The organism is Streptomyces sp. MspMP-M5, assembly GCF_000373585.1.
Lineage (GTDB): Bacteria > Actinomycetota > Actinomycetes > Streptomycetales > Streptomycetaceae > Streptomyces.
On record NZ_KB891963.1, the window covers coordinates 1 to 8,426 of the forward strand.

Genomic DNA, 8,426 nt, shown 5'->3' on the forward strand with positions numbered 1-8,426 from the left:
AGGTGCCGAAGTCGACCTGGCCGGTCTGCTCCAGGACCGTGATGTGGTCCAGAACCACGGCGTTGGCCCGGTCGGCCAGAGCACGCACGACCGAGTTGCGGGTCTGGTCGCGGACCAGTGCGACCAGAGCGAACACCTTGCCGTGAGAGCGACGTAGCAGCTGCGCGAAGAGCGGACCGAAGTCGTCGTCCGAGGCCGCGCCGAGTTGACCGAGCCAACCCTGCTGCTCGGCAGTGGGCCGGTTGGGCAAGGCAATGCCAAGTTGCTGCGCGGCCTGGCGTGACCGGAGGTCCAACTCGGTGTGGCCGGCGACGAGATGGTCGCCCGCGGCGCGGACGGCGGCGGTCCGGCCGCGCGCCTGCGCCTGCCGGCCGGCAGGCATCTCCCACAGGCCGGCCAGCCGGACCTTGCGGACGAAGTCCCGGTCCATCGCGCTCAGCGGACCGTAACGGGTGCGCACGGTGCCCCCGCCGTCGTCGTCGTAGCCCACGGTGTTGGTGGCCGCGGACGCACTCTCGCCGAAGAGCTGCACCGGCAACAACAGGGCCGCGAGCGTGGCCAGCAGTGCGCAGACCACCAGACCGGTGGCGATGGCCCGCCCGAAGGCGGGGGACTTCTCCCTGGTGCCGGGCATCGACCGCATGACCGGGACGCTAGACCTCGCGAGGGCCGCACGGCGCCGGTTCCTCACCCCTGGACAAAAACCGCCCCACGCCGCCCCGGCCCTGCTAACGCTCCCGTATGCCTCGTACGGGTACGCGCTGGTCAACCCGCGTACGGCACGGCGAGTTCGGCCATTGATGCTCGGCGGCGCCGCCGCCTGCGGGCGTCATCTGCTCGGCAGGTCCGGCCGGGTGGGGTGGCCTCGTTGGATTCGGATCCCCGTTACGCTCTGGGCTGGCACGGTGCCACCAGCTGGTCTGGCACGAACGATCTGGACGAGGAATTTCCATGCGCTACCTGGTACGCGACCGCATGTTGGCCTTCCATGAGGAAGCCTGGATCGAAACCGAGCACCGGGAGAAGTTGTACAAGGTCAACAGGAAACTGCTGCGCCTGCGGACCACCTTCGACTTCGTGGACACCCAGGGTAACCAGATCGCCAGCATCGTCAAGAAGGCCCTCACCTTCCACCACACCATCCTGATCAAACGGGACGGTGAGCTGGTGGGCCGGATCAGCAAGCGGACGTTCAGCCTCTTCGGGGACCGGTTCAAGGTCAGTCTGCGAGACGGGCGGCGGCTGCGGATAGTCGGGAACTTCTGGGACCGGGAGTTCGACATCCAGCATGACGGCACCACCCTGGCGCACATCTCCCGGCGCTGGTTCAGCATCCGCGACGCGTACGCCGTCGACGTGATGAGCCCGCAGGACGAAACGCTGCTGGTCATCCTGGCGGTATGCGTCGACCACACCCTTGAGGACCTCAAGGGCGAATAGCTCACCAATCTCTGAGCGGCCGCCTCCGGAAGACAGCGCTGCTCGGCTTGCGGCGCATGCGCGGGGCGATGCCGTCCGGGATCCGGTACGTCCAGCCCGCCGGCTGCCACCCGTGTGCTGCCTGGCCGTGGCTTCGTCGTCCGGCGGCCGCGTGCCGGGGTGGTCGGTGCGGCGCCGGGCTACCAGCCGACCTCACCTGTGGAGTCGAAGAGCCGTCCGCTGGGCCCGTCGATCGCCAGGGCGAGCCGCACGATCGTTGCGGCGCTCTGTGCGGGTGTGCTGGTGCCGGTGTGGTTGTTGAGTGCGGTCGCGGTGAACCCCGGATCGACGGCATTGATGCGGAAGTCCGGCAGGGCGCGGGCGTACTGGTAGGTGAGCATGTTCAAGGCTGCTTTCGAGACGGGGTAGACCAGGCCGCGCAACCGGGATTCCATGCGCTGCGGATCGTCGTTGATGGTGAACGATCCGCGTCCGCTCGTCACGTTCACGACGCGCGGACGCTGGGCTTTGTGCAACAGGGGAAGAAAGGCGTGCGTCGTGCGGACCGCGCCGAGCAGGTTGACGTCCATGACATCTGTGAAATCGTCCGCGATGGTCTCTTCCACTGCCGGGCGGGTGCCGCCGATGCCCGCGTTGTTCACCAGTACGTCGAGCCTGCCCCACTCCGCCTCGATCGTCCGGGCCGCGGCGTCGACCTGCGCCTGGTCTGCCACGTCCAGAGGCATGAACCGCACATCGCCGGCAGCCGACAACTCGCCTGCGGCGGTGCTGCCCCGCTGCGGATCGCGGGCACCGAGATAGACCACCATGCCTGCCGCGGCGAGTTGCCGGGCCACCTCGCGCCCGATCCCCTGGTTCGCACCTGTCACCATGGCTATGTCTGCAATCGTCATGTCCCACATGATCCTCGCAGAGCAAGGCCCTGCCTACCGGCGGGGCCTGCTGCATGCCCAGCCGTTCGACGAGATGCCCTGGCTCTGTCGTCGAGGGCAGGTCAAACACGGGCAGCAGGCCCGCCGGCCGTGATCGGGCTCGCGGATCAACTCCTCCCGATCCTGTAGTGCGCGGCGGCGTTGTCGTGGAGCACGGCCTCGACGTGCTCGGCGCCCACCAGGTCGGCAAGGCGGTACAGGTCGGTGTCTTGGAAGGGGCGGCGGGCCCTCGTGGAGGGGAGGTCGGAGCCGAACATCAGGGCTGTGGGGTCGGCCTTGACGATGGCCCGGATCGTCTCGTCGACGTCGAGGTCCACGCGGCCGAACCCGGTGGCCTTCACCCTCGTACCGGTATCCACCAGGCGCAGCAGGTGCGGCAGCCCTTCGGCGGTCAGGCCGAGGTGGTCGATGCTCACCGAGGGCAGTGCGCTCAGCGTCGCGTGCAGCTCGGGCAGGTCGGCGGCGTCGATGTACAGCTCGGTGTGCCAGCCGGCCACCTCGTGCACCCTGCGGGCGAGGGTGTCCAGTTGGTCGAGGGTCTCGGAGCCGCCACGGCGGACGTTGAACCGCACGGCGCGTACACCTTCGGCGTCCAGCCGGGCGATCTCCTCGTCGGAGACCGTGGCGGGCAGTTGCGTCACGCCGACGAAGCCCGGCCCCAACTGCCGCAGTGCGTCGGTCAGGTAGCTCTGGTCGAACGCCTGGAAGGATCCGGAGACCACTGCTCCACCGGTCACTCCGAGGGCGGCGGCCCGCTTCCGGAAGTGGGTGACGGTGAACTCGGGCGGCAGGTAGCCGTTGTTCTCCACCAGCGGGAAGCGCTGGTCGATGATGTGGAAGTGGGCGTCGAAGACACGCGTACTCATGAACTGGGCCTTTCTTTCACAGGGGTTGATCGGGACCCTACTGGGATAGGGCCGTGTTCCGCCGGGGCGGCCCGCGCCCGGCGGCGTTCTTGGACCTGGCGGACCACTTGGGGCAGCGTGACGCAGCCAGCAGCATTACCACAGGTACTGGCAGGGCGACACATAGCGCTGGTCTGCGCCGAGTTGGTCGGCGAGGGTGGAGGCTGTGCTCGCGCCTCCGGCGATCACCGCCAGGATCCCGGTGTTCGGTGCCACCTCGCCGCCCGAGGCGCGCGTCAGCCACAAGCCGCAGCCGATGCTGATGCTGATGTCGAGGGTGATCAGGATCGACATGGTCGCCAGACCGAGGTACCCGGCGACGTCATTGCCGCGCAGCTGGGTGAGCGGCAGCCTGGTCAGCACGCCGATCACCCCTTGGGTCAGGCGGACCAGTTGCCTGCGTGGCACGAGTCGGCCGCCGGTGCCGAAGGCGAGCAGGCGAGCACCGCCGCCATCAGCATGGCCCGACCAGCCGGCCGCCGGTCAGCCCGATGCATTGCAGTGCGAAGCCGAGTACGGCCGTCAGCACGACGCATCCGGTCCACCGCCAGCCGGCCGAGGTCATGCCGCCGCCGCGATCCGGACCGGCGCCAACTCGACACCGGCCCAGCGCGTCCGACCTGGTCCATACTCCTAACAAGGAGGGGCAGCAGGGCGAGCTGCGCGCCATCACCAGGAGGCAGGTAGTGCGCGAAACCCCTGCTGGACTTGTTCGAACATAGTTTTTTTGCGTGCGGCTGATGCACGCACAGGCTCCGGTGAGCGCCATTGATACTGAGGATGCGAAGGGCACCTCGGGACGCAATGGCGCGTCTCACCGACCACCGGAGGGATTTCCGCTCCGTGAAGCTTCATCTCGTAGGAGACATGCCGGCGACCATGTCGGCCGGGCGCGTCTCAGGCCCTGACGCCCAGGGGGCCACGGGCCCGCTGGCCGCGATTGACTTGGCCGACGTGGTGACGAACGTGTGCGAAGTATGCGGCGGACGTGACCGTGAGGGGGCGGAGGGGTGACCCGGTCCCGTAGCGGGACCCTGCCCGTGACTGAACTGCCCGCAGATTTCCGAGCGTTCCACCAGCTCTACCGGGGACCGTACGTCCACTGGGCGGAGTTGTATCTGAGCAACCGGGCCGACGCCGAGGAAGCCGTCGACCAGGCATTCGAGCAGCTCTACCTGATCTGGGACGACCTGCTGCCCTCGCAGAACCCCAACGCGTACGCATGGACGGTGGTGAAGCACCGCACCATCGACTGCGCCCGTGCCCGCGGTCGGCGTCCGGTCCTCGTCGACACCGCGGCGTTCGAGACCACCGCGATCCGCGACGCGGTCGACGAGATCAGCGAACTCGAAGAGGGGCTGCACATCTATGCAGCTATCCAGGCACTTCCGGAACGGCAGCACGACACCATCGTGCTGCTGCACTGCCTGGGCTACAGCGTCCGGGAGACCGCGGACATCCTCGGGGTCAGCGAGGCCGGCGTGCGTTCGACCGCACGCTACGCCCGCCGTCGCTTGCGCGAGGCTTTGCAGCAGTCTTCTGACGGGGGGGATAAGTGATGACCGGAGCCGTTGACCGCGCCCTTGCCAAGGCGCGTCTTCCGCACCGCTCGTACAGCGGTGTCCAGGAGGCAGAGGCCCGCCTGACGGCGCGGATCGCGCAGCGGGTGTGGCACGGGGCATTGAGCTTCGACGACCAGATGGAGCCGGCACGGGTGGCGGCGCTGCGGGAGGCGGGCAGACCGTGTGCGCCGTGCCGGGCTCACCATCAGCACCTGCGGACGCTGTGCGAGACGGTGGTGGCCAAGCAACTCCACAAGCTCGGCACGTTCCTGTCCCGTCGGGTGCTGGAGCCGGAGGGGGCACTGGTGCTGGGATGCGTACTGCACCTGGCCCGTAGGGCGGACAGCGCCCAGTTCTGGTGGCAGTTCGCCGCCGGTGCCGGGGATACCGGAGCGGCGTGCTGCCTGTACTTGCACCACATGGCCCTGGGGGAGGTCGACCAGGCGCAGTTGTGGTGCGAGCAGGCCGAGATGGAAGTGGCGCTCCCGCCCTCGCCCGAGTGGGCCGATCGCCGGGACGTGGTGACCGCACTGCGCATCTTGGAGGTCCTTCGGGACGAGGCCGAGCTGTCGGAGGCGGTCATCGCGGTGATCGCCTACGTTCCTGAAGCTCTGGGGTTCGTCGATGAGGACGTCGAACTTCCGCTGCCCGAGGCGGACTTCGCCTCTCGCATCGAGGAGCTGACGGCGTGATGCTCGGCGCGCCGCGTGCGGCGGGCATCGTAGAGGTGCTCGATGCATTGCGTGCGCTTATTGCAAATGTTGGTGTCGAGGGTGCTGCTGACCGGCATAATTCGGCGCCTCAGCGGAGGTTGCCGTAACTCTTGTTGCTTTCATGCAGCGAATGAACTGCCTTTCCGCTTTCGTGACGGATCCGTCGCTCTCCGTGTAGGCGTCGGGCTAAGGTCACACACCGAGGAGCCCTGCGGCGGCGCCAACCTACCCGCAGGGCCCTCTCTGTTCATCAGTCATCACGAACGAAAGAGGGAACTGATGCCTCTTCATCCGGAATCCGCAGGTCAGCCCGTTGAGCGGTTCACCAGCGGATTCGAAGTTAGCATGACCTGTGTTACTGGTCGGCAAACACAGAGCCCTGTCGACATACGTGTCAGCACGGCCATCGCACCGTTCATCGCGGTGATATTCCTCGGCATCATCCTGGTCTACGGACCCGCGGCAGCTGCACCTGCCGCAGCATTGTCAGTGCCGCTGGGGGCCGCCGCCAGGCTGTTCTACCTGCGTGTACGCGCTGCACGGTTGAGGTAGACGCGGTCGGGGCCCTGCCCGGCCGCGCCGATCGAGACCTCGGCCGGCCGGGCCTGGCCCCCAGATCCGAGCGCTGCACCCAGCGCAGGACGAGCCGTTTCGTCGCATCCAGCCCGCCACCGTGCCTGCTGCGACGTGACGAAAGGCCCCGCATGTGTGGCCCCTCGATCCTCGTCCACGCACCCATGTTCGCTGACACGGAAACCGATGAAGAAGAACCAGCAGCCGCCCATCGTCTGCCGCAACTGCAAGCGCACCTTCCAACGCCCACGGTCCAACGGGCGCATCCCGAAGTACTGCAGCTCGCGCTGCCGCAGTGCTCACTACCGTGGCCGCAGAGCTCCCTCCCCGCGGCGCAGCTACGACGCTGATGTCGAACGTCTCAGCCGGTCCCTGCTCGTCAAAGCCCAAGCACTCGACCACGCGGCCACCCACCGCGCCGCGGCCTTCCCCCTGGACGTCGTCAAATGGTGCGAAGCACTGCGCCGTGACCTGGTGGACATCACCGTCGTCGCTGTCTGCCAGGCCCGCGCCGACGGCGCCACCGTGCCGCAGGTCGCCAAGATCATGGACATCGCCCCCAGCACCCTGAAGTCCAACTTCTCCGCCGACAAAGCCGAAAAGGTCCTGGCGCAGCGGGCGGCCCGCGGCCCCGCCCGACCCCCCTGCCGGCCCGCCGCCCTTCAGTGCGACACCCGCCCCACCCGCTCCGAGAAGGAGCGGGTCCTCCTCCCCGGCACGCCCGGCTACGCCCTCTCCAGAGCCCTCTCGCGCCTCAAGCGCGAAAAGAGCGACGTGAACGTCCAGCAGATCGCCGCCTGGTCAAGCGTCTCCACGTCGTACATCTACCGCATCCTCTCCGGCGAGCGCACACCCACCTGGGCCGTCACCCGCGCCTTCGCCTGCGCTTGCGACGCTGACCCCGACGATCTGGTCTTCCTGTGGAACCAAGCACGCGGCATCCCCCCGGACCCCGCCGCCATCCAGACCTACGACAAGGCCGTCCGCACCCTCCAGGCTGCCCTCCGGGGACTTCGCCTGGCAGCCACCGCACCTGACATAGCCACCCTCGTGCAACGCGCCCCCACGCCCCTCACCCCACGCACCGCCCAGGCCCTGCTGGCTCCGGACCCGCCACCAGCCCACGCTCTGCGGTGGCCAGTCGTCAACGCCCTCACCGCCGCCCTCAACGGTGACACCCACGCCATACGGAAACTGCACAAGCGCATCGACGAACTCACCCCACACTCCGGCTTGCCCGCCGAAGGCTTCGGCTGATCCACACACCACACACTCCGACACTTCGCGATCGACGCTCTGGGGAAGACATGCCGTCTGCACTACGAGCCGCCGTCGGCACCGAGCCGCACGCACCCGTGCGCCCGAAGACCGGCGAGGCAACCATCACCGTGGTCCTGCCCGCCGACTTCACCGCCTTCTGCCAACTCCACCACGACGTCTACCAGCACTACGCCCGCCACCTCGTCGCCGACCCCACCACTGCCATCCTGGCCGTCCAACACGCCCTCGGCGACATCGTCGCCTCCTGGACCGAAGCCTTGGCCGGACACCACGCCCGCGCCATCGCCTGGCAGACCCTGACCCGACACGTTCACCGCGCCGCACACCACCCCCGCTGCAACAACGTCTCCACACCGGCGGCCGCGCTCTTCCACCTCGCACCCACCGAACAAGCCGACACGGCCCTCCTGCACCACGTCCTCGGGCTCGACATCACCACCACCGCCGACACCCTCGGCATCGAACCCGCCACCGCCACCTCCCGCCTCCACGCCTTCGGCCGCCACCTCAACCACCCCACAGCAGCCGCACTGCGGACCTGCTGGGCAGCAGTGGTCTCCCCACACACCCACACCCAGACACCGCACAACGGACACCCGATACCAGCGCCCACAGTTGACGCCACGCCAGGCACACCCCACCACACCTGAAGACGAACCCACGCCGGCACTCATGTCAGGGAGCTCGGAACCGTTGCCACCTGCCACCTGCCACCTGCCACCTACTGCGGCTGCGATTCGCCCGGCGCTGGAAACTTCTTCGGAGCCTGAGTGGGCGGTTCGTGAGTCTTTGAGTCGTTCTGTGGTCGCCCGATGGTGTGAGGTGTGGGCGGAATCCGCGGGTCCGTCGTGTGGGGTCTGCTGGGGTTGGCGGGGTGAGTGAACGCAAGTCATATCCCAGCGACTTATCGGACGGGCAGTGGTCGTTGATCGAGCCGGTGATCACCGCGTGGAAGGACCGGCACCGCTCGGTCAGCGGTCATCAGGGCGCCTATGCGATGCGGGAGATCGTGAACGCGAT

10 protein-coding genes are annotated in these 8,426 nt (G+C 68.0%); 6 read left to right on the forward strand and 4 right to left on the reverse strand.

Features of this window, described 5'->3' with window-relative positions; all coding sequences use genetic code 11:
- On the reverse strand, positions 1 to 643 hold a 643-nt coding region (locus B073_RS0138375; protein ID WP_018543363.1), incomplete at its 3' end, for a DUF4142 domain-containing protein.
- A 308-nt stretch (positions 644 to 951) separates the two neighbouring features.
- On the opposite strand from B073_RS0138375, the gene B073_RS0138380 reads away from it, so the two are divergent.
- Positions 952 to 1,440, forward strand: coding sequence for an LURP-one-related/scramblase family protein (locus B073_RS0138380; RefSeq protein WP_018543364.1), 489 nt, complete (start codon positions 952 to 954; stop codon positions 1,438 to 1,440).
- A gap of 179 nt (positions 1,441 to 1,619) precedes the next feature.
- Here B073_RS0138380 and B073_RS0138385 read toward each other — a convergent pair whose 3' ends face one another.
- The 3 genes from B073_RS0138385 to B073_RS0138395 form a co-directional block, all read right to left on the reverse strand.
- Positions 1,620 to 2,333, reverse strand: a complete 714-nt coding sequence (locus tag B073_RS0138385; RefSeq protein ID WP_199788241.1) for an SDR family NAD(P)-dependent oxidoreductase — start codon at positions 2,331 to 2,333, stop codon at positions 1,620 to 1,622.
- A 146-nt stretch (positions 2,334 to 2,479) separates the two neighbouring features.
- Positions 2,480 to 3,238 carry an amidohydrolase family protein gene (locus tag B073_RS0138390; RefSeq protein ID WP_018543366.1) on the reverse strand — a complete coding sequence of 253 codons (759 nt, stop codon included), beginning with the start codon at positions 3,236 to 3,238 and terminating at the stop codon, positions 2,480 to 2,482.
- 135 nt (positions 3,239 to 3,373) lie between these two features.
- Positions 3,374 to 3,715, reverse strand: a complete 342-nt coding sequence (locus B073_RS0138395) for an AbrB family transcriptional regulator (protein ID WP_078508413.1) — start codon at positions 3,713 to 3,715, stop codon at positions 3,374 to 3,376.
- 602 nt (positions 3,716 to 4,317) lie between these two features.
- Between B073_RS0138395 and B073_RS0138410 the strand changes: the two genes are divergently transcribed.
- The 5 genes from B073_RS0138410 to B073_RS48645 all read left to right on the forward strand — a co-directional run.
- Positions 4,318 to 4,836, forward strand: coding sequence for an RNA polymerase sigma factor (locus B073_RS0138410; protein ID WP_018543370.1), 519 nt, complete (start codon positions 4,318 to 4,320; stop codon positions 4,834 to 4,836).
- Complete coding sequence (locus B073_RS0138415) at positions 4,836 to 5,531, forward strand: hypothetical protein (RefSeq protein WP_018543371.1); 696 nt, start codon at positions 4,836 to 4,838, stop codon at positions 5,529 to 5,531. The genes B073_RS0138410 and B073_RS0138415 overlap by 1 nt, the downstream gene beginning before the upstream one ends.
- 780 nt (positions 5,532 to 6,311) lie before the next feature.
- Positions 6,312 to 7,382, forward strand: coding sequence for a helix-turn-helix domain-containing protein (locus B073_RS0138420; RefSeq protein ID WP_018543372.1), 1,071 nt, complete (start codon positions 6,312 to 6,314; stop codon positions 7,380 to 7,382).
- 50 nt (positions 7,383 to 7,432) lie between these two features.
- Positions 7,433 to 8,056: a hypothetical protein gene (locus B073_RS43180; RefSeq protein ID WP_158690334.1), complete on the forward strand. Its 624-nt coding sequence runs from the start codon at positions 7,433 to 7,435 to the stop codon at positions 8,054 to 8,056.
- 224 nt (positions 8,057 to 8,280) lie between these two features.
- A partial coding sequence (locus B073_RS48645; RefSeq protein WP_234025110.1) for a transposase occupies positions 8,281 to 8,426 on the forward strand: 146 nt, incomplete at its 3' end.